18 protein-coding genes and 1 tRNA gene are annotated in these 20301 nt (G+C 42.0%); 18 read left to right on the top strand and 1 reads right to left on the bottom strand.

Annotation, left to right across the window (positions count from 1 at the left end; translation table 11 throughout):
- Positions 1 to 12 precede the first annotated feature (12 nt).
- The 11 genes from KCX82_RS02395 (at position 13) to KCX82_RS02345 (ending at position 10381) form a co-directional block, all read left to right on the top strand.
- Complete coding sequence (locus KCX82_RS02395) at positions 13 to 711, top strand: nucleotide-binding protein (RefSeq protein ID WP_227016835.1); 699 nt, start codon at positions 13 to 15, stop codon at positions 709 to 711.
- A gap of 28 nt (positions 712 to 739) precedes the next feature.
- On the top strand, positions 740 to 976 hold the full coding sequence (locus KCX82_RS02390; RefSeq protein ID WP_227016834.1) for a 4Fe-4S dicluster domain-containing protein: 237 nt from the start codon (positions 740 to 742) through the stop codon (positions 974 to 976).
- Entirely contained in the window at positions 969 to 2048 is a 1080-nt protein-coding gene (gene vorB / locus KCX82_RS02385) for a 3-methyl-2-oxobutanoate dehydrogenase subunit VorB (protein ID WP_405127658.1), read from the top strand. The genes KCX82_RS02390 and vorB overlap by 8 nt, the downstream gene beginning before the upstream one ends.
- Positions 2045 to 2791, top strand: a complete 747-nt coding sequence (locus KCX82_RS02380) for a thiamine pyrophosphate-dependent enzyme (RefSeq protein WP_227016833.1) — start codon at positions 2045 to 2047, stop codon at positions 2789 to 2791. The genes vorB and KCX82_RS02380 overlap by 4 nt, the downstream gene beginning before the upstream one ends.
- Entirely contained in the window at positions 2792 to 3322 is a 531-nt protein-coding gene (locus tag KCX82_RS02375; protein ID WP_227016832.1) for a 2-oxoacid:acceptor oxidoreductase family protein, read from the top strand. It begins immediately after the preceding gene.
- 43 nt (positions 3323 to 3365) lie between these two features.
- Positions 3366 to 3647 carry a YhdT family protein gene (locus tag KCX82_RS02370; protein WP_227016831.1) on the top strand — a complete coding sequence of 94 codons (282 nt, stop codon included), beginning with the start codon at positions 3366 to 3368 and terminating at the stop codon, positions 3645 to 3647.
- 20 nt (positions 3648 to 3667) lie between these two features.
- Positions 3668 to 5158: a sodium/pantothenate symporter gene (gene panF / locus KCX82_RS02365; protein ID WP_227016830.1), complete on the top strand. Its 1491-nt coding sequence runs from the start codon at positions 3668 to 3670 to the stop codon at positions 5156 to 5158.
- A 27-nt stretch (positions 5159 to 5185) separates the two neighbouring features.
- Positions 5186 to 6844: an amidohydrolase gene (locus KCX82_RS02360; protein WP_227016829.1), complete on the top strand. Its 1659-nt coding sequence runs from the start codon at positions 5186 to 5188 to the stop codon at positions 6842 to 6844.
- Between the two features lie 284 nt (positions 6845 to 7128).
- Positions 7129 to 8778 carry an OPT/YSL family transporter gene (locus tag KCX82_RS02355; protein WP_227016828.1) on the top strand — a complete coding sequence of 550 codons (1650 nt, stop codon included), beginning with the start codon at positions 7129 to 7131 and terminating at the stop codon, positions 8776 to 8778.
- Between the two features lie 14 nt (positions 8779 to 8792).
- A complete protein-coding gene (locus tag KCX82_RS02350) occupies positions 8793 to 9755 on the top strand; it encodes a P1 family peptidase (protein WP_227016827.1) in 963 nt (320 codons plus the stop codon).
- Between the two features lie 254 nt (positions 9756 to 10009).
- Positions 10010 to 10381, top strand: a complete 372-nt coding sequence (locus KCX82_RS02345; RefSeq protein WP_227016826.1) for a metallopeptidase family protein — start codon at positions 10010 to 10012, stop codon at positions 10379 to 10381.
- 12 nt (positions 10382 to 10393) lie between these two features.
- Here KCX82_RS02345 and KCX82_RS02340 read toward each other — a convergent pair whose 3' ends face one another.
- Entirely contained in the window at positions 10394 to 11191 is a 798-nt protein-coding gene (locus KCX82_RS02340) for a histidinol-phosphatase HisJ family protein (protein ID WP_227016825.1), read from the bottom strand.
- Between the two features lie 75 nt (positions 11192 to 11266).
- On the opposite strand from KCX82_RS02340, the gene KCX82_RS02335 reads away from it, so the two are divergent.
- From KCX82_RS02335 to KCX82_RS02305, 7 genes are all read left to right on the top strand, one after another.
- Entirely contained in the window at positions 11267 to 11839 is a 573-nt protein-coding gene (locus KCX82_RS02335) for an RNA polymerase sigma factor (RefSeq protein ID WP_227016824.1), read from the top strand.
- A gap of 75 nt (positions 11840 to 11914) precedes the next feature.
- Positions 11915 to 12919: an anti-sigma factor family protein gene (locus KCX82_RS02330; RefSeq protein ID WP_227016823.1), complete on the top strand. Its 1005-nt coding sequence runs from the start codon at positions 11915 to 11917 to the stop codon at positions 12917 to 12919.
- Between the two features lie 3 nt (positions 12920 to 12922).
- Positions 12923 to 15655, top strand: a complete 2733-nt coding sequence (gene polA / locus KCX82_RS02325; protein WP_227016822.1) for a DNA polymerase I — start codon at positions 12923 to 12925, stop codon at positions 15653 to 15655.
- Between the two features lie 19 nt (positions 15656 to 15674).
- Positions 15675 to 16298, top strand: coding sequence for a dephospho-CoA kinase (gene coaE / locus KCX82_RS02320; RefSeq protein WP_227016821.1), 624 nt, complete (start codon positions 15675 to 15677; stop codon positions 16296 to 16298).
- A gap of 51 nt (positions 16299 to 16349) precedes the next feature.
- Positions 16350 to 17975, top strand: coding sequence for an ABC transporter substrate-binding protein (locus KCX82_RS02315; protein WP_227016820.1), 1626 nt, complete (start codon positions 16350 to 16352; stop codon positions 17973 to 17975).
- A 146-nt stretch (positions 17976 to 18121) separates the two neighbouring features.
- A tRNA-Leu gene (locus KCX82_RS02310) sits at positions 18122 to 18204 on the top strand.
- A gap of 430 nt (positions 18205 to 18634) precedes the next feature.
- Positions 18635 to 20143 (top strand): carboxypeptidase M32, encoded by a 1509-nt coding sequence (locus tag KCX82_RS02305; protein WP_227016819.1) that lies wholly within the window; start codon positions 18635 to 18637, stop codon positions 20141 to 20143.
- Positions 20144 to 20301 lie beyond the last annotated feature (158 nt).

Raw genomic sequence — 20301 nt, 5'->3', positions numbered from 1 at the left:
GCTGGGTGAAATATGCTGGATCTGGAAGGTAAGAGAATTCGAGTCATTGTCGGACATTATGGGAGCGGAAAAACGGAGTTCTCCGTAAACTACGCTATCAAGCTGGCTGAACAGGGGAAAAAGACAGCCCTTGTTGATCTTGATATCGCAAACCCCTATTTTAGAAGCAGGGAAAAAAAGCAGATTCTGGTGGAAAAGGGAATTGATGTATACAGCAATACCTTTGATTACGATATCACAGCCGATCTGCCGGCGGTCACGGCAAGAATCAAAGCTCCTTTAGAGGACAGCGGATGCATCACGGTGATCGATGCCGGCGGAGATGATTCCGGTGCCAGAATTCTCATGCAGTTTCAAAAATATCTAACTCCGGAAGACAGTGATATCTTTTGTGTGATCAATGGCAACAGACCGGAGACCAATACGGTTAAGGGTGCCGAGCATCATCTGGTGAGAATCGAAAAAGAAACAGGCTTGAGGGTTACCGGCCTGATCAATAATACCCATCTCATCAGAGCAACCGGTACGAAGGATATCGTAAAAGGCTATGAGTTATGCAGGGCACTTTCAAAATTACATCAAATTCCAATCAAGTATCATTGCTGTATGGAAGAGCTGCAGGAAGAATTACGCAGAGAAACAAGCACGTTTACGGACTTTTCCATTTTCCCGATTCATTTATATATGCGTGATACCTGGCTGGATCGCTAACCAAATTATAGAAGGGAAGTAATATGGTATGGCTAAAGGACTGGTAAAATTTGACGAAGAGAAATGCAAGGGCTGTGAACTCTGTGTTTCTGTTTGTCCTGTAAAGATTATTAAGCTCCATGAGATGAATATCAATTCAAAAGGATATCGTTCTGCATGTGTTGAAGAAAAGGATAAATGTATCGGATGTGCAAATTGTGCCGTCATCTGTCCTGACGGTGCAATCAGCGTCTATCTGGAAGAAGGGGGGGATTCCCGTGACTGAAAAGGTTTTAATGAAAGGAAATGAAGCTTTTGCAGAAGCGGCTATCAGATGCGGATGCAGGTATTATTTTGGATATCCCATCACCCCTCAGAACGAATTAACAGAATATATGTCAAGGGAACTGCACAAGGCAGGCGGTGCCTTTGTACAGGCAGAAAGTGAACTGGCGGCTGTCAATATGGCGTACGGAGGGGCAGTTGCCGGCGGAAGAGTGCTGATTTCCTCCTCATCCCCGGGTATCGCTTTGATGCAGGAGGGCTTTTCATTCCTGGCATCGACAGAACTGCCGCTGGTCATATTAAATGTATCCAGAGGAGGTCCCGGTGTTGGTTCCATTCAGCCAGGTCAGGCGGATTATTATCAGGCAACCAGAGGCGGAGGAAACGGCGATTACCATCTTATCGTCTATGCTCCAAGTTCCATACAGGAAGCAGTGGATATGATGGAAAAAGCATTTAGCGTTGCGGATGAATACCGTAACCCGGTTATGATTCTTGCCGATGGTATGCTTGGACAGATGATGGAGCCTGTCATTCTGCCTGAACCATTGAAAGCAGTTGACATTGATGATATATCCAAAGCGAAACCCTGGGCGCTTACCGGCACGAAAGAAGCCAGGCCCCATAACGTTATTAAATCGCTCTATTTAAAGCCGGAATTGCTGGAAAACAATCTCAGGAAATTAAAAGAAAAATATGACAAGGCAAAAGAAGCCCTGGTAGAATATAGCAAATCTAATTTGGAGGATGCCGATGTCGTCTTTGTCGCTTACGGCTCTACCGCCCGAATCGTTGAAGAAGCCATTGAAATACTTGAAAAAGACGGAATCAAAGCAGGCCTTATCAGACCCGTTACTCTATGGCCGTTCCCCTATGCAGCCTTCGATGAAATTGATCCTGAAACGAAGCTCTTGATATCGGTGGAATTGAGTCAGGGGCAAATGATTGATGATGTAAAAATAGGCAGCAAGGGGAGATATCCGGTAACCTTATCCGGCAGAACAGGTGGCATACTGATTACCCCGTCGGAAGTTGCACAAGATGCAAAGAAGGCGTTGGAGGTGATTAAATGAAAACGGTTTTTGAGTTTACAAAAGGAATGCTCCCGGAAGAAACGACCTATTGTCCGGGATGTACACACGGCATTTCTCACCGGCTTGTGATGGAAGTTTTAGAAGAAAAAGGACTTCTCGGCGAGACCATCGGTGTGGCGCCCATCGGCTGCAGTATTTTGGCTCACCAGTACATGAATATTGACATGTGCGAATCGGCTCACGGCAGAGCACCTGCCGTAGCAACCGGAATCAGGCGCGTTCATCCTGACAAGATTGTGTTTACTTATCAGGGCGACGGAGATCTTGCCTCCATCGGAACCGGCGAAATCGTTCATGCAGCTCACAGAGGAGAAAAATTCACCACATTCTTTATCAATAATGCAATTTATGGTATGACAGGCGGTCAGATGGCACCTACCAGCCTCCTTGGACAAAGGACCACCACCAGTGTGGACGGCAGAAAAGAAGAATCTTCAGGCCGGCCTATTCGGATGGCAGAGCTGATTGCAACCATAGACGGCGCTGTGTTTGTTGAAAGAGTCTCTTTGGACTCTCCGGCAAATATCCGCAAAGCGAAGAAAGCAATTAAAAAAGCTATTGAAATTCAGGAGAAACGCCTTGGGTTCGGATTTGTTGAAATCCTTTCTTCCTGCCCCACGAATTGGGGATTGAGTCCTACGGCTTCTCTTCAATGGCTGAGAGACAATATGATACCCTATTTCCCGCTTGGTAACCTGAAGTGTCCTGAGGAGGTGAAATAAATGACCGCACATAAATTGATTCTATCCGGTTTTGGTGGTCAGGGCGTTATGCTGATCGGGCAAATGATCGCCTATGCAGGAATGCTGGAAGGGAAAGAAGTCACCTGGATGCCTTCTTATGGACCTGAAATGCGGGGAGGCACGGCAAATTGCACCGTCATCGTTTCGGATAAGAAAATCAATTCTCCCATTGTAACCGAAGCGACTGCCGTGGTTGCAATGAACTATCCTTCGCTCGTGAAGTTTGAGCCTTTCGTTATACCCGGAGGACAGCTTTTTATCAACACATCACTGATCAAGGAACCTGCGAAAAGAAACGATATAGAGGTATTTTGTGTCGATGCTAACGAAATTGCTGTGAGCCTTGAAAATGACAAGGTTTCCAACATGGTAGTCTTAGGTGCAATCGTAAATAAAACAGGAATTGTAAAGCTGGAAAGTATTGAAAAGGTTATGGAAAAGTTATTTACTGGCAGCAAGGCCAAATTGCTGCCGTTAAATAAAAAAGCATTGACAGCATGGCAGGCATAAAAATTTTTATTCCTCAAGTACAATTAAAAAAGGAGGTAAACGTATGAAATTGTCCGAAAAAGACAGGAATCGTCAGATGAACAAGGAAGCATTATGGTCGATAGGCCTGTACGTCGTGTTCTTTCTCTGGTGGTACTTCACCGGCTATGGTATCGGTGAAGCGACCTCCCCGGCAGACTACACGTATGTAATGGGGCTCCCGCTATGGTTTTTCTTAAGCTGCGTAATGGGTTGGGTACTGACTTCCGTAGGAGTTATTATCCTTGTGAAGGTTATCTTCAAAGATTTTGACCTGGACAGTGATGACAAATCAGATGTTAATTAAGAAGGAAGGAGGGAATTTTTATGGATAAGTTATTAATTGTAGTTCCAATTGCACTGTATCTGGCGGTTAATCTGGGTGTCGGGATTTGGGCCAGCAGAGAACAGGCATCTGCAAATAAAAGCGGATTTATCAATCAGTACTTTATAGGGGGAAGGTCCATGGGCGGACTGGTTCTCGCTATGACCCTTATTGCTACATTTACAAGTGCCAGCAGCTTTATTGGAGGTCCCGGAGTCGCTTCCGCAAGAGGACTTTCCTGGGTATTTCTTTCAATGATCCAGGTTCCTACCGCCTTTTTGATTTTGGGTGTCTTAGGAAAGAAATTTGCTGTAATTTCAAGAAAAATCAATGCTGTTACCGTTACGGACTATCTCCGTGCCAGGTATCAATCGCCTGCGGTTGTTATTCTTTCATCCATCGCCTTAGTGCTGTTTTTCATTGCTATGATGATTGGCCAATTTATAGGAGGAGCGGTACTGTTCCAAACCGTTACGGGATATTCCTACATCGTCGGACTGACTCTGTTTGCACTGATTGTAGTGATTTATACTACAATAGGAGGCTTTAAGGCTGTCGTTATCACCGATACGATCCAGGGTTTGGTTATGGTATTCGGTACGATACTCATTTTGTTTGCAATCATTCAAGCAGGCGGAGGTATTGATGCTATCACAACAAAACTGGATGTCATCAATCCGGAATGGAGCATTCCTACAGGAAACGGCTCAGCAAAAGTCTATGTTTTATCTTTCTGGATCCTGGTGGGTCTTGGAGTACTCGGACTTCCGCAAACAGCGGTAAGAGGCATGGGCTTTAAAGACACAAAGTCATTACATAATGCCATGATCTACGGAACCATTGTAATCGGATTCTTAATGCTTGGAATGCATATTGCCGGCGTATTTGCAAAAGTGCTGGTACCGGCTGACCTTGCTTCTACAGATCTGGTCATTCCGACAGTGGTACTTCAGGTAATGCATCCGGTGGTAGCCGGTCTGTTCCTGGCCGCCCCTTTAGCTGCTGTTATGTCAACGGTATCTTCGCTGTTGATTCTGGCTTCCGCTGCAATTATAAAAGATATTTACCTGAATTATATCGTGAAGGATAAGACTGAAGAAACTGAACAAAAATTTAATGCCAAAATCGGAAAGATGAGTACCATTGGAACAGCTGTGATCGGTGTCATCGTATTTGCTATGGCTGTGGTTCCTCCGGATCTGATTGTTTGGATCAACCTCTTTGCTTTCGGCGGTCTGGAAGCAGCTTTCCTTTGCCCGATTATATTCGGACTCTACTGGAAAAGGGCAAATGCTACGGGAGCTATTTTATCTTTTGTCTGCGGTGTTGGATTCTTCCTGTACTGCGGATATTTCAAACTGAGCTTCTTTGGCATGCACAACATCGTTTTCACTATTTTAATTGCTATCATTGCTTTTATTATCGGCAGCCTCGTTGGGAAAAAGCCCAGTGATGAAACCATCGAACTGTTCTTCAGTGAAAAAAGCAATTAGCGTCTGACAGTCTATGGGACAATAATTATGAACTTTGATTTTTCGTATGTAGATACGGTATTTAAAAACGGAAAGATAATAACTGTTGATAAAAAAGACACCATTGAAGAAGCCGTAGGGATAAAAGGCAATAAGATTGTATTTGTCGGATCCAATGAGGATATAGATAAAATAACGGATGAAAAGACAAAAGTCATAGACCTGAATGGAAAGACCCTTTGTCCGGGTTTTATTGACACCCATTACCATCCCATTTTAAACGGTTTTTTCGGAAATGACGAGGATGCGGCTATCATTAACACCGGTTATTCTAATTGTAAGTCGATTCAAGATATTCTGGCTTTGATTCGAAAAGCGGCAGAGAAAAGGCCGGTAGGCCAGTGGATTTCCCTGATGGGCTACGATCAGAACAGAATTGAAGAAAAAAGACATATTACGATTAAGGAACTGGATGAAGCTGCACCTGATCACCCGGTTCAATGCATGAGAACCTGCGGCCATGTGTGCATTTATAACTCCAAGGCTCTGGAGACAATCGGCGTTTTCACACCTGCCGATGCAGCTAAATATGCAAAGGACGAAATTGTGGTGGAGAATGGAAAACTTACCGGAATGGTCAAGGATCACACCCATTTTTACCTTTGGAGTAAAGTGGTCTATACAGATGAACAACAGATTGAAGCTGCTATGAAATCAAATCAGCTTCTAATGGAAAACGGGATCACTTCTGTGCACGACGCGGGTGAATGTGATGCTCCATCCTATAAGATCATGCAGCGTCTCTGCCGTGAGGGTAAATTTAAGCCAAGAGTCTATATGATGCTCCACAGTATCTTTGGAAAACCCGTATCCATGGAAGACAACAGCCATTTTCTGGCTCTGGGCCTGGAAAGCGGCATCGGTGATGAGCATTTCAGAATCGGTACCTGTAAGTTTATGATAGACGGAGGTACCAGCGGCCCCTCTTGTGCTACAAGGGAACCTTACAGTCATGATCCCAATATACCTGGTATATTAGGCTGGAGCAGAGAAGAGACTGCAGACTATATCAAAATGATTAATGATGCAGGCTGTCAGGCAAGTGCCCATGCGGTTGGCGATCTGGCCATAGAGTTTATGGTAGAAGGCTTTGAAAAGGCTTTTGAAACAAACCCCAGGCTATCTGCCCGCCATAGAATCGAACATTGTACCATTGTGGATCAGGATTTAATCGAAAGAATGGCGAAGATGAATATCTGCCCCAGCTGCAATCCCGGTTTCATTGCGTGGAACGGCAGAAACTACACTAAGTTCTATGGAGAAAAACGTATGGCCTATTTTACAGCACTGCGGAGTATGATAGATGCCGGTGTTATGGTTTCCATAGCAAGTGATGCTCCATCGGGACCTGTAAGTTCCATGGCTTTGATAGACGCCTGTGTCAACAGAACCGACAGGGTTGTCAACGAACCGGTGGATCAAAGGCAGGCAATCAGCCTATTGGAAGCAATCAGACTATACACTTACAACGGAGCATATTCCAGCTATGAAGAGGAACTTAAGGGAAGCATTGAAGTTGGAAAGTTAGCGGATCTGATCGTTCTGTCGGAGGATATTCTGTCGTTGCCTGAGGATAAGCTTCTTGATGTAAGGGTTGATTTAACCATGATTGACGGAATTGTTGAATATGAACGATATTCTGAATAGGTGAAGCGAGCCGGTTCACTGAAAAATAAAATAATTAAACAACTATGGAAGGCAGATAGACATATCTGCCTTTCGTCATGTCCAGAATTATAGCCTGTGATCGATGCCGTATCATGCCAAACTGGGAAAAAATAACAGATTATTTTGGATAGAGAAAAGAATATTTTGCAGAATGGAACAAAGCTATTTATTTACTTAATTTCTTTGGAATTAACAGGATATGAATGGAAATATTTTAGATAAGGTAGTATAATATTTATAAAATTCAAAAAGGAGGAAATTATATGTCAGATATCCAAAAAAGCGTAAAGTACGCAATATCTTTCAAGGAACAATTTACCGTTCGTGGAATGATTATCGGTGCAATCGGTGCAGTCATACTCACCATGAGTTCCATGTATGTTGCACTGAAGCTTGGTGCTTTGCCCTGGCCGATTATTTTCGTAGCATTGGTATCCATGTTCTGCCTCAAAGTGCTGGGAAACACAAACATCAATGAAATAAACGTTACCCACACTGCAATGTCCGCAGGTGCCATGACTGCCGGAGGTCTTGCCTTCACAATTCCAGGTATCTTTATACTGGATAAGGAAGCTGATCTGAGTATGGCTGCATTATTCGCAACCGTATTCGGCGGTGTGATCCTGGGCTTAATTTTTACTGCACTTATCCGTAAATATTTTGTAGTTACCAAAGAGCTGCCCTATCCAATGGGTCAGGCGGCAGCAGAGACCCTGATCGTCGGAGATGAGGGCGGCCAAAAATCATTGACACTGTTTATATCATTGGGAATTGCAGCGATCTTCACCGTATTGAGAGATTGGTTTGCCGCCATACCCGCTACCATCATGAATTCCAGTTTAGTCGGCAAAGGTGTATACGGCGGAATCTGGCTTTCCCCAATGCTGATTGCAGTGGGTTACATAATCGGACCTCTTTTCATCGGTGTTTGGTTCCTTGGAGCCATTATAGGAGATTTCGGCATCGTCATTGGCGGAACGGCCTGGGGATGGTGGGACGCCGGCACTGCTTCCGCCATTAAATCTTCTTTGGGTATCGGTCTGATGGTAGGAACCGGTGTGGGAATTATCGTAAAAGGGATCCTTCCTAAGGCTAAGGAAATCTTTGGACCAATGTTCAGCAAAGGTGCCATGTCGGGCAGCTTTATCAATCTTCGATGGGCACCCATCGTCATGGTCATTCTTGCTTTTGTATTTACAATCGTCTGTGACATGGGCATCATCGCCAGCATTATCACCTTGCTTGGTGTTTGGCTTGCCACTTCCATGTCTGCTCAGATCGTAGGGCAGACGGGAATTAACCCCATGGAGGTATTTGGTATCATCGTACTTCTGGCTGCCAAAGCCGTATCCGGCCTTGGTCATACGGAAGCGTTCCTGGTTGCTGCTGTGGTTGCTATTGCCTGCGGTTTATCCGGAGATGTTATGAATGACTTCAAAGCCGGCCATCTTTTAAAATCAGATCCGAAAGCTCAGTGGATTGGTGAATGCATAGGTGGTATTATCGGTGCTTTTGTATCCGTAGGCGTTTTCTATGTTATTCTTACTGCTTATGGTCCGGAAGCCTTTGGTAATCCAGAAATGTTTATCGCACCGCAGGCAGGTGCTGTTGCTGCCATGGTAGGCGGCATTCCGCATATGACTTCTTTCCTCATCGGTCTGGTAGCAGGATGTGTACTATATTGTGTAAACTTCCCTGTGATGACACTGGGGCTTGGTGTTTACCTTCCGTTCTACCTTTCCGCTACAGCCTTTATCGGCGGCGCATTGAAGTTTGTTGTGGAAAAGGCTGCTCCTGATTGGGATAAGAAAGGAACCGGTCTGATCATCGCTTCCGGTTTACTGGGCGGTGAAGCTGTTATAGGTGTTATCATTGCACTGATTCAGGCAATTCAAGGAATGAGCGCATTATAGTAAGGGTGAATTACATGAAAGAAATTAAAATCACGGACATCAAAGGAATTAAGGTTGGTCACGCACAGGATCCGGTGGGAGCCACCGGCTGCACCGTCATTATTTGCGAACAGGGTGCCTGGGCCGGAGTCGACGTAAGAGGCGGAGGTCCTGCATCAAGAGAAACAGAGCTTTTAAAGCCAATCAATATGGTGGAGCAGATCCATGCAGTGATGCTTAGCGGCGGAAGTGCCTACGGGCTTGATGCCGGTTCCGGCGCCATGGCTTTTTTAGAGGAAAAGGGTGTAGGCTTTGATGTCGGTGTCGGGGTAGTTCCTATCGTTTGCGGTGCTTCTCTCTTTGACCTGGTAGTAGGAGACCCAAAATCCAGACCGGATAAGGCGATGGGATATCAGGCTTGTGTCAATGCCGGCAGCGGTCCGGTTGCAGAAGGTAATGTGGGAGCAGGCACCGGTGCTTCCGTAGGAAAGTTTCAGGGTGTCGACCATATGATGAAAAGCGGGCTGGGCACTTATGCATTGCAGATCGGGGAGCTTCAGGCAGCGGCTATTGTTGCCGTCAATGCTCTGGGAGATGTGGTGGATGCAGACACAGGAAAGAGAATTGCGGGTCTGTTAAATGAAGACAACACTGCGCTGTGGAATACGGAAGAAGCCATGTATGCTCAGTATGCCGATGATAAAAATGTATTCAGCGGAAATACAACCATAGGCTGCATCGTTACCAATGCTAAACTGACGAAATCCCAGGCCAATAAACTTGCATCCATCGCCCATAATGGATTTGCAAGAGCAATCAGACCGGTGCACACCATGGCGGATGGGGATACCATTTTCGTAATGGCTACCGGGGAGGTAGAGGTCATGCCGGATGCTGTAGGTGCTTTAGCAACAGATGTGATGGCCAGAGCCATCAACAGGGCTGCCAGAATGGCGGAGCCTGCTTATGGGTTAAAGGCTGCAAAAGATTTTTATTAAGGAACCCGGTTTCTATCATGAAGCGCGTTCTGAAATAAGTACTCGATGAAATATATTTATATTAAATATTTTTTAAATTTAATAAAAAATAGAATCTGCTGTTCTTTCAATTATTTGAATGACAGCAGATTTTTATGTTATCATATGAATATAGTTTTAAATTATCACAGTTTTCTTATGTTATATAGCCCTTAATGAAAATCAAATAAACGGCCCAAGTAAAGTATCCAAATTTAAGAAATGGAAGTGAGCGTATGATAACCATAGAAGAAGTGCAGGAACTGCTGGATGAATTGGCAGAAGAACTGCCGCAGGAATTTTATAAGGAATTAAACGGCGGAATCCTTTTGCTGCCGGATACAGTGATCAACCCGGAAGCGAAAAATAATGATTTATATATCATGGGCCAATACCGGTATAGTCCCGGCATGGGCAGATATATTGTCATCTATTTCGGATCCTTTGAAACTTTATATGGCAATCTGTCCCATGAGAGACTGAAAAGTAAGCTGCGCGAGGTTCTTCGCCATGAATTTACTCATCATCTGGAAAACCTGGCAGGAGAAAAGGGGCTGGAGATAAAGGATGAGGAAGCATTGGCCAGATATAAACAGGCGAAAAGATGACCCTGGATTATCCTAGTCCAATTTGATAAACTTCGGTACCCTGTTCTCAAAAGTCGTAATATAACGAATTCCTGCAGATTTAATCATATGTTCGGCATATTCCAGCTGATAACCGAGATCCTCCGGTTTATGGGCATCCGAGCCTGTTGTAATGATCTCTCCTCCAAGATCCTTATATAATTGCAAAATTTCTTTGGCGGGAGTCGTTCGTTCCCCCATACCGTACCGGAAGCTTGAGGTATTGATTTCGATTCCTTTTCCGTCATCGATGATCAGCTTTAAGATAGTTTCCACAATGTCCATATAAAGGGAAGGGGAAGGCATTTTGTTCGAATATCTGTCAATGATATTGAAATGACCCAGCACATCATAATTTTTATAGAGCTTTAAGCAATCATACATATATTGATAGAAAGCGAGATAGGAGTCTTCCGTAGATCGGTTCAGAAAATAACTGTTCCCGTATAATTCAAAACCTTCCGCACAGTGGAAGGATCCAAGAACAAAATCATATGGAAAATTTCCTGCTATAAATTCACATTTTTTTAAGGTATTACCGTGCTGTATTCCAATTTCAACGCCCTTCACAATTTTAATTCTATTTTTGTATTTTTCTTGAGCTTCTATTAAAGCCTTTTGATAGCTTTCATAAGCCAGATCAAAGGGATAATCTTTATCAGGATAATCAGGGTCGTAATGATCTGTTATGGCAAGTTCAGTAAGCCCTATGGCACAGGCCTGTTCTATCATATCCTTCATGGGTGTGCTGCAATCATCAGAATATGAAGTATGGGTATGATAATCGTACATTTTTCTTTTGTCTCCTTGATTTTAATGTTATAATCATTATATCAAGATTTACGTCTTTTGAAAAGGGATATGAGGATGTTAGAGGACCAGAGGGAAAAACAATTAATTAAAAAGGCAAAGTCAGGGGATGAGAGTAGTTTCGAATCCCTTATTTTAGGGTGTCAGAATCGAGCCTATAATATTGCCTATCGATATTTAAAGAATGAAGAGGATGCTATGGATGCGCTCCAGGAGAGCTTTATTAAAATTTTCAGGCATCTGCATAAATTTAAAGAGGATAGCCGGTTTGACACCTGGGTCTATCGAATCGTTGTAAATACCTGTAATGATATGCTCAGGAAAAACAATAACAGAAAAACAACTGACAGCATATATAAGGTAGAAGACGATAAAGAAACCATCATGGAAATACCTGATAATACCAGCGCCCCTGAAGAAGTCTATGAAAAAAAGGAAAAATCGAATGAGATATTATCCGGTTTGGACAAACTAAGCATCGATCAGAAGGAAATCGTCATACTTAGAGATGTGCAGGGATTTTCCTACGAGGAAATCAGCGACATTCTTGATTGTTCCATCGGAACGGTAAAATCAAGGCTGAATCGAGCTCGATTACGATTACGCGAAATTCTTTTGGAACAAAATTAAAATTTTATCGTCTAATGAATAAAGGGGTTAAAATAAATAGTATGACACGATTTCAATCAAAGGAGGGAGAGCGTGATGAATTGTAATGAAATAAGAGATGTGCTCTCGCTTTATATCGATGATATGCTGGAAGAGAGCCTGGTGAAAGAAGTAGAAGAACATCTGGCTACTTGTGTTTCCTGTAAAAAGGAGTATACTGATATTGCAGACATGGTGAATCATCTCAGAGAGATTCCTGAGGCTGCTCTTCCTGCTTCCTTTGAAATGAAGTGGAAGGCAGCTTTAGCCGAAGAAAAATCAAAGTCAAATGTGATCAGTATTTATCATAAAAAAATATTGAAAAACAAGTGGCGTTTAGCGGGTTCCATTGCTGCTGTTTTTGCCGTGGGAGTATTATCCTTCGGATTTTATCAAGATATTGCCGGAATACTTCCGGAAAAAATGATCGGCAGTAACCAATCAGGTCTTGAATCTAAACAGTATTCCGCTATGGGAACGGAAGCCGATGAATTGACTCCGGAAGCATTGTCCATGATGAAATTGCCTGAGCAGGACGCTGCTGTGCAGGATCAACAGGAAAGCTTTACAGCCGATTCATTAAAGAAACAGGAGGCAGCCTCCAAAGAAGCCAGGGAAGAAATGCCGCAGACGCCGCAGGTACAGTTATATCTGGCTGAGGACAGCAGTGCTGAGGATCGTGTCCAGGAATCAGGTAATGTTTCTTCAGAATCTGCTGCCGGAATTGCAGAGAATGAAAGCAGCGATGATTTGACCATATCCAGACATTATAAAATTCCTGAATTAAAGTCCGTTGAAGATTGCAATCGTTCTTTAATCAACCAGGGAATCGAAAAAAATTCTGCTGCCGTGCATTATTATAACTCATTGATTGAAGATAAGCTTTCCGGCTTAGATTATCAGCTGACGGATTCTGTTTATGATACGGCAACAGGTGAATGGCACTTCAAGATATTTATATTTCGCGATGAAGTCGGAAATACTTACAATAAGGAGATTGTCATCATAGGAAAAGATGGAAAAATCGAGGTACTATATGCAGATGAACGAATGGGGTTATAAAATATGAAGTTAATAATAATTGATGGCAACAGCTTAATCAATCGCGCTTATTACGCCTTGCAAAGGCCAATGATCACAAAAACGGGACTGTACACTCATGGAGTGTACGGTTTTCTTAATATGTTGAATAAAATCATGACGGACTATCAACCTGAATATATCAGTGTTGCTTTTGACAGAAAAGCGCCTACCTTCCGTCATCTGGAATATGCAGAATATAAAGCCGGGAGGAAGAAAATGCCTCCGGAATTAGCGATGCAGCTTCCGTTATTAAAAGAAGTGCTTGAGGCAATGAAAATCAATATGCTGGAAATCGATGGGTTCGAAGCTGATGATATCATTGGAACCGTTACAAAAAAAGCAGAGGAAGCCGACATGGAGTCACTGGTTATCACCGGTGATAAGGATGAGCTTCAGCTTGCTTCTGATAGGACAAAAATTTTAATTACAAGGAAGGGTATTTCCGAATTTGATCTTTATGACGAAGCTGCCATGATCGACAAATATGGATTTACACCGGAACAATTTATCGATTTTAAAGGACTCATGGGGGACACTTCGGATAATATTCCTGGCATCCCCGGGGTAGGTGAGAAGACTGCTCTGAAATTAATTCAGGAGTTTGGCAGTATTCACGAACTCATCGCATCAACAGATAAAATCAGCAGCAAAAGCCTGAAGGAAAAGATTGAGGAGAATGCGCAGCTGGCTCTTATGAGCAAAAGACTGGCTACCATCAACAGGGATGTACCTATTGAGATTGATTTTTCTGAACTGAAAGTGGAGACGCCGGATTTCAGCACTTTGATAGAAGTCTATAAAAAGCTGGAATTCAACAGCTTATTAAAGAAGCTCCAAGTTTCGGAAATGACATCGCAGGCTGCACCTTCTGCTGTACAAAATTCTTCTGCGTTAACGGAACATAATCATATTGGAACGGACATCGATGTGGAATTAAAAATCATAGAAGCGGAAAGTGATCTGGAAATTCTGAAAAAGGATCTCGAAAAGGGCTCATCTGTTGTGCTGAAGGTCTTTCATGACCATAATCATAAAGACATTCCGGTGGTTTACGGTATAACGGTTATGTCAACTGATGTGTGCTGTTACATCAATTTGCAGAAAAACAATCTCTTGAAAGCTCTGGCCGATATTTTCTCTGAATTTGGAACCAAATACGTTGGACACAACTTAAAAACGGATTATTATGCGTTGCTGGCCAATGGCTATGCCGAATACTGTCCGGAGACTGCAGCGCTGATCTTTCCTACCGAATTTGATACAGCATTGGCTCAGTATCTGATTGAACCGTCAAGAAGTAACTATGATTTGAAAACGATTTTACTGGAATATTTCCATGAAGATCTGGAAGATGAAACCGCTTTTCTTTCAGAACATGGACAACTGGGATTTTTGACGGAAACTGAGTCAAAATATGCAGAATATGGGCGAAAATGGTGTGTTGCTGTCAAAAAATTAATGAAGGTGTTAAGTGATAAATTAACACAAGAATCTTTGGATATGGTGTTTGATGAGATTGAACTGCCATTGATTGAAGTACTGGCCTCCATGGAGCAGCAGGGATTTGCTGTGGACAGAGAAGAACTGACAAGTGCCGGCATTATCATCGGAGAGAAAATAGAAGAACTTTCTGAAAAAATTTATGAATTGGCAGGAGAAAAATTCAATATCAATTCACCGATCCAAATGGGGCCTATCTTATTTGAAAAACTAGGACTTCCCTACGGTAAGAAAACCAAAAGAGGCTATGCCACCGGTGTTGAAATCCTGGAAAAATTAAAAGATGAATATGAGATCGCAGCTTTGATTTTAGATTTCCGAATGTATTCCAAGCTGAAAAGCACCTATATTGAGGGGCTGCTGCCTATGATTCATAGGGACCATAAAATCCACGCTCATTTTCAGCAGACCGTTGCCGCCACCGGAAGAATCAGCTGTACAGAACCGAATCTGCAGAACATTCCTATCAAGCAGGAGCTGGGGAGAAAGCTTCGGAAGGCTTTTATTCCTGAAAATGACGATTATGTTCTCATTGGTGCGGACTATTCACAGATTGAACTGAGAATATTGGCGCATATGTCCCAGGATCCGTCCTTAATCACTGCTTTCAACGAAGGAGATGACATTCATAGAATTACGGCTTCCAAAGTCTTTGGGGTACCTCAGGATCAGGTTACCCACCTCCAAAGAAGCAATGCCAAGGCCGTTAATTTTGGTGTTATTTATGGGATGAGCAGCTTTGGCCTGTCCACGGAGCTGAACATCACCAGAAAAGAAGCTGAAAAATATATTGAAGAATACTTCAAAAAATATACAAAGGTAAAGGAATTTCTTGATGGTCTCGTGAAAAGCTGCAGAGAAAAGGGCTATGTCACGACTATCATGAATCGAAAAAGAATTGTAAACGAAATCAATGCCGGTAACTATATGGTGAGACAAGCAGGAGAACGGCTTGCCATGAACAGTCCTATCCAGGGAAGTGCCGCCGACATCATTAAAATTGCAATGATAAAAGTCTATCAGGAGCTTCGCAGGAGCAGGACGAAATCTCAATTAATATTGCAGGTTCATGACGAATTGATCATACAGACTCACAAGGATGAAATAGAGCAGATCAAAAACATGCTTGAAGACTGCATGGAGCATGCGGTAGAATTAAGTGTAAAATTGTCCGTAGATGTGAATACGGGAAGAAACTGGTACGAGTTGAAATAGAAGCCCAAGAGGTAGTAAAATGAAGATCATTGGTCTTACCGGAGGAATTGGCTCCGGCAAATCTACGGTTACGAATTATCTCCTTGAAAAAGGGTTTGAGGTCCTGGATGCCGATAAAATTGCCAGGGAAATCGTATTGCCCGGTTCCGATACCTTGATTGAACTGACTGCAAAGTTTGGAAAAGATATCCTTCTTGAAGATGGAAGCCTGAACCGAAAGAAATTAGGTGAAATTGTATTCGGAGATGTTGAAAAAAAGGCAGTTTTGGATAAAATCATGCATAGCAGGATCCTGGAGATTATTTATAGCAAAATCCTGATGTTTCGGGAATCGGCGGAGATTATGAACCAGAAAAACCCTGATATAAAACAGGCAAAGGTCATTTTCATTGATGCTCCTCTTTTGTTCGAAACCCGCCTGGATGAGCACGTAAGTGAGGTTTGGGTGGTAGATGCCGATGATGAAACGAGAATTACAAGAGTCATGGAACGGGATGGCTTAAGCAGAGAAGAAATTGTAAGCCGGATTGCCGTTCAAATGGACCGTAACCAAAAAATAGAACGAGCCAATGAAATACTGGATAATTCAGGTGAAAGAGAAGCATTGTATCATCAGATAGATCTGTTATTGGAGAAAATATAAATCACCCTATTGGAATTTATATCAAATATATACTTTTGGAGTTATTATCAAATGTTAAAGAAATTTATAGCGATTGGTACTGCCGTGTTGATTGCCGCCTCCGGGCTGACCGGATGCGGGGAGACCACAAGCTTTTTGGGAGGAAATCCGGAGGAGAAGGTGGAAACGGTAACCTCTTCGGAAATCTATATTCCCATAGAGAAAATCAGAACATTAAATCCTGTCATTGCAAAAGATGAGGATGCTTATTATATTAACAAATTAATTTATGACGGACTGTTTGGCTTTAACGAAAACCTGGGTCTTGTTTCTCAGCTTGCAGACAGTTACTCTTACAGCCAGGATGGTTCTTCCGTTACCCTCAATTTGAAAAGGGGGATTTTGTGGCATGACGGTCAGGAAGTTACTGCAGATGATGTAAAGTTCAGCATAGAGGCCTATATCAATGCAAGTTATACCAACGTAACCTTATATACCAGCTATGTGCAGAATATCAGTTCTGTCAAGCTTGTAAAAAACGATCCCTACCAGCTGGAAGTGTATTTCAAGCAGAATAACCAAATTTCCTTGGAGAATTTTACATTCCCCATTATTCCAAAACATAAATTTAAAAGTCTGGACGCAACCAGAACTGCTTCCGAGGGCTTTATCCCTGTTGGAACCGGTGCCTATAGAGTCGTAGACATCAATGAGCTTTCCCATATTATTTTGAAGGGAAACGAAAATTATCACGGTGGTTATACCCCGAAAAATACGTTGCATTTTCAAATTATGCCTGATAAAGTGAATGCCATCAACCTGATGGAGGTTAATAATATTTCACTGACTTACTCAAAGGAAATTGATCGGGATACCATTTATACCAATAAGGATGTGAATGTAGTACCGTTCCCCTCCAATGAAGTGGAGTTGATTGGCTTTAACTTTAGGAATAATGCCCTGGTTAACAAAAAAGTTAGACAGGCTATCGCTTGTGCCATCGATACCCAGGAAATTCTGGAAGCCGGTTATTTTAAGAACGGCATGTTCAATGACAACATCTACTATCCTAATTTTTTGGGTGTAGCCAGCAGTGAAAACAACTATAAATTTGACATAACACGTGCAAAAGCGCTTCTGACAGAAGCCGGATATATCGACAGAAATGGAGACGGCCTGGTTGAGAATGCTCTGAATGAGGAAGTCTCGATCAACATTTTGGTCAATGCTGAAGATCAATCCAGAATCGCTGCAGCAGAAATTATCAAAAAAGGATTGGATAAACTGCCTATTCGATCCAATATCATTACAAAAGACTGGAACGGATACCAGTCCGATTTGGCCAGCGGAAACTTTGACATTTATCTTGGCGGTTATCAGATCAAAGAGACCTATGATATGAGGCCGTTTCTTCACACCGGGTTCGGTAATGTGATCGGCTATTCCAATCCTGCTCTTGACCTTCTGCTGGATAAGATGGAATCCGGGATCTCTGTAAAAGACAGAGCTTCGACCTACACAAAAATAAAGGATATTTTAACCGATGATTTGCCATATTTCTGTTTACTGTATAAGACCTATGGCGCCATCGCTTCTCCCAGCCTGCAGGGCGAAATAAAGCCTTATTTTAACAATCTTTATCATGGCTGTGAAAAGTGGTTCAATGTCTATGAAATTCCTGCTGATAAAAACGAGTAAGTCTCATCGGCAGGGAAAGAATCTTTTGGCAATTTCGAAAACATCGGATTTTATCGTTGACAAAGGATTATAATTTAGTTATTATAGTTAAGGACCCAAAACGCAGGAATCAAAAAACTGAACTGTTTCCGGTCCGAACTGAATATGCGGTCGTGGCGGAATAGGCAGACGCGCACGGTTGAGGGCCGTGTTCGAGAGAGTATGGGTTCAAGTCCCTTCGACCGCACCACAAAGTGTCCGAAAAGGGCAGAATGAGAACGCTGAATTATTGAAAATTCAGCGTTTTTTCAGTTTGACAAAGTATTTTAGATAAAAAAATAAGGCTTTTTATGCCTTGATTCCCTCCATTAAGTTAATTGCGCCCTTCAAATTAATGGCTCTCCTCAAATTGTAGGCAAGGAAGCTAAGCCCAAGCTCCGCAGTTGCCTTTTTTATCCCCTTGCCAATATAATCCAGTCTAAGACAGACTTTTTAGAAACATATTGAATTATTGGATTATTGGACGTAATATGTAAATAGATGGTATGACAGAGAAGTTGATGAAAATTGCATATATTGTTTATCGTAGAAGCTCGGATATAGGCGAAGATCTGTCGAATTAATCTTCACTAGTTATGAAGCGATATTTGGAAAGCAATAGAAGAATAAAGGAGATTAAAATGGATAAAAAAACAATTACGAAAATTGAAGAATTGAAAGAATATCTTAAAAAAGTAGAGTATCTGGGTAGTTCTATTTCGTTATTGCATTGGGATAGCGTTGTTAATATGCCAAAAGAGGCAATTGAATACAGAAGCGAAATGATTGGATACTTAACAGGTGAGAGCTACAAGCTTACTACGTCAGAAAAAATGAAAGAGTTTATCGATTATTTTAGTGGAATTGAGGATTTAGATCATTTAACCAAAGCCATGATAGAAAATATAACGAAAGATTATAACTACGCAACGAAAATACCTGAAGCTGAATACGTTCAATATGAAATTGATAAGGCACTCTCGCAAAGTGCATGGGAGGAAGCGAAAAAGAAAAAGGACTTCTCAATTTTTAAGCCACACCTTGCTAAAATGATCGCTTATAATAAAAAGTTCTCTGAATACTGGGGTTTTGCTGGCAACAAGTATGATGGTCTTTTAGATATTTATGAACCTGGAATGATAACAGAAAGGCTTGATGCAGTATTTGGAGAATTGAGAGAATCACTCGTTGATTTACTTAAAAGAATTAAAAATTCAAATATTAAAACTGATGATACTTTTTTAAAAGGAAATTACTCTGTTGAAAGCCAGAGAAAGCTAGGGGAAACCATTTTAGGACAGATCGGTTATGACTACGAAAAAAGAGGAAGAATCGACGTATCTGAGCATCCGTTTACGACGAACTTTGGGAATAAGGATGTCAGGATAACCACAAAATACGATACTTCGGATTTCAGACCTGCAATCTTCTCTATGATTCACGAAGGCGGCCATGGAATCTACGAACAAAATATTCCGGATGAACTTGAGGGAACATCTTTAGGTTCAGGTGCATCAATGGGTATGCACGAATCGCAATCACGGTTTTATGAAAATATCCTTGGGAAAAGCATGGAGTTTTGGAGCTATTTTTACCCGGAATTTCATGAAACCTATAAAGAGCTTGAAGGGGTGGACCTTATATTGTTTTATAGGGCAATCAACTGTGTGGAGCCATCTTTAATCAGGATTGATGCAGATGAATTGACTTATAGTCTTCATATCATCATTCGCTATGAAATGGAAAAGCTCCTGATAAACAGCGATATTGACATTGATGACGTTCCAATGCTTTGGAATGAAAAATATAAGGAGTATTTGGGTGTGGAACCAGAAAACGATGCGGACGGAGTATTGCAAGACGTTCATTGGTCCGGCGGTGATTTTGGATATTTTCCAACCTATGCACTTGGAAACTTGTATGGGGCGCAAATTTTCAATAAGCTAAAAGAGGAAATTCCAGATTGGAATCAAAAAATCTACAGTGGAGACTTTTCGTTTATTACAAAATGGTTAAAGGAAAATGTTCATCAGTATGGTGCAACATTAAAGCCGGCTGAATTAATCAAGAAAGTTACAGGCGAGGAACTGAGTGCAAAATACTTTATAGAGTATCTCAACGATAAATTCGGCAAATTATATGGTGTATAAGCACTTATTATTGACAACTTTGATATTATCTTTTTTAGTATTTTGAGTACCTGCATCATAATTTCAATTATTTATACAATAAAGAAGGATTGGAGAGAAGATTAGAAACCGTGATTTTTCAACGGTTTTTAATCTTTTTTTGATCAGCCTGATAATCC

The organism is Sinanaerobacter chloroacetimidivorans, from assembly GCF_018128545.1.
GTDB lineage: Bacteria > Bacillota > Clostridia > Peptostreptococcales > Anaerovoracaceae > Sinanaerobacter > Sinanaerobacter chloroacetimidivorans.
This window is presented reverse-complemented; position numbering and strand designations above follow the sequence as displayed.

Bases quoted from the DNA above. Each gene is read 5' to 3' on its own strand.
- KCX82_RS02350 (WP_227016827.1), top strand. From the start codon at position 8,793: ATGAAAGAAATTAAAATCACGGACATCAAAGGAATTAAGGTTGGTCAC.
- KCX82_RS02340 (WP_227016825.1), bottom strand. From the start codon at position 11,191: ATGTACGATTATCATACCCATACTTCATATTCTGATGATTGCAGCACA.
- KCX82_RS02355 (WP_227016828.1), top strand. From the start codon at position 7,129: ATGTCAGATATCCAAAAAAGCGTAAAGTACGCAATATCTTTCAAGGAA.
- polA (WP_227016822.1), top strand. From the start codon at position 12,923: ATGAAGTTAATAATAATTGATGGCAACAGCTTAATCAATCGCGCTTAT.
- KCX82_RS02345 (WP_227016826.1), top strand. From the start codon at position 10,010: ATGATAACCATAGAAGAAGTGCAGGAACTGCTGGATGAATTGGCAGAA.
- KCX82_RS02335 (WP_227016824.1), top strand. From the start codon at position 11,267: ATGTTAGAGGACCAGAGGGAAAAACAATTAATTAAAAAGGCAAAGTCA.
- coaE (WP_227016821.1), top strand. From the start codon at position 15,675: ATGAAGATCATTGGTCTTACCGGAGGAATTGGCTCCGGCAAATCTACG.
- KCX82_RS02305 (WP_227016819.1), top strand. From the start codon at position 18,635: ATGGATAAAAAAACAATTACGAAAATTGAAGAATTGAAAGAATATCTT.
- KCX82_RS02370 (WP_227016831.1), top strand. From the start codon at position 3,366: ATGAAATTGTCCGAAAAAGACAGGAATCGTCAGATGAACAAGGAAGCA.
- KCX82_RS02375 (WP_227016832.1), top strand. From the start codon at position 2,792: ATGACCGCACATAAATTGATTCTATCCGGTTTTGGTGGTCAGGGCGTT.
- KCX82_RS02315 (WP_227016820.1), top strand. From the start codon at position 16,350: ATGTTAAAGAAATTTATAGCGATTGGTACTGCCGTGTTGATTGCCGCC.
- panF (WP_227016830.1), top strand. From the start codon at position 3,668: ATGGATAAGTTATTAATTGTAGTTCCAATTGCACTGTATCTGGCGGTT.
- KCX82_RS02390 (WP_227016834.1), top strand. From the start codon at position 740: ATGGCTAAAGGACTGGTAAAATTTGACGAAGAGAAATGCAAGGGCTGT.
- KCX82_RS02380 (WP_227016833.1), top strand. From the start codon at position 2,045: ATGAAAACGGTTTTTGAGTTTACAAAAGGAATGCTCCCGGAAGAAACG.
- KCX82_RS02330 (WP_227016823.1), top strand. From the start codon at position 11,915: ATGAATTGTAATGAAATAAGAGATGTGCTCTCGCTTTATATCGATGAT.
- KCX82_RS02395 (WP_227016835.1), top strand. From the start codon at position 13: ATGCTGGATCTGGAAGGTAAGAGAATTCGAGTCATTGTCGGACATTAT.
- KCX82_RS02360 (WP_227016829.1), top strand. From the start codon at position 5,186: ATGAACTTTGATTTTTCGTATGTAGATACGGTATTTAAAAACGGAAAG.